At 64.1% G+C, this 605-nt stretch carries 1 protein-coding gene; it reads left to right on the top strand.

The features are described from left to right. Positions 1-27: 27 nt before the first annotated feature. A partial coding sequence (locus Acy02nite_RS46240) for an IS5 family transposase (protein ID WP_203756854.1) occupies positions 28-605 on the top strand: 578 nt, incomplete at its 3' end.

Here is a 605-nt window from a genome sequence, read left to right as displayed (position 1 = left end):
CGGCGAGAGTGCTCCGAAGCTGTCCTGGTGGAGCGTGAGCGGCGGTATCCGTCTGATCTGACCGATGAGCAGTGGGAAATCGTGGAGCCCATGCTCCCCTTGATCAAGTCTCCGGGTCGGATTCCGAAGCATCCGCGGCGGGCGATCGTCGATGCGATCTTGTATGTGGTTCGTGGTGGTTGCTCGTGGCGTCAGCTGCCGATTGACTTTCCGCCCTGGCAGACCGTGTACTGGCAGTTCCAGCAGTGGGAGAAGCGCCGGGTCACTGAGCGGATTCTTGAAGAGTTGCGTGAGCAGTTGCGGCTGGCGCAGGGACGCGAGGCTGAGCCGTCGGCCGGTGTCATGGACTCGCAGTCGGTCAAGGCCGCCGACACTGTCGGCCGGGACAGCCGCGGCTACGACGCCGGAAAGAAGATCAACGGCCGGAAGCGGTTCATTGTCACCGACACCCTCGGTGTGCTGGTCGTGGTCTGCGTGATGTCGGCATCGTGGCAGGACCGCGATGGCGCGAAGACGACGCTGCTCAGTACCTATTTGTTCACGCCGATTCGGCACGTGTTCGCGGATCAGGGCTTCGCCGGCCGCCTGGTCGACTGGGCCGCGCG

The sequence above is a fragment of the Actinoplanes cyaneus genome, assembly GCF_016862095.1.
GTDB classification, from domain to species: Bacteria; Actinomycetota; Actinomycetes; order Mycobacteriales; family Micromonosporaceae; genus Actinoplanes; species Actinoplanes cyaneus.
Note: the sequence above shows the minus strand (reverse complement) of the source record. Positions and strands in the feature narration are given on the sequence as shown.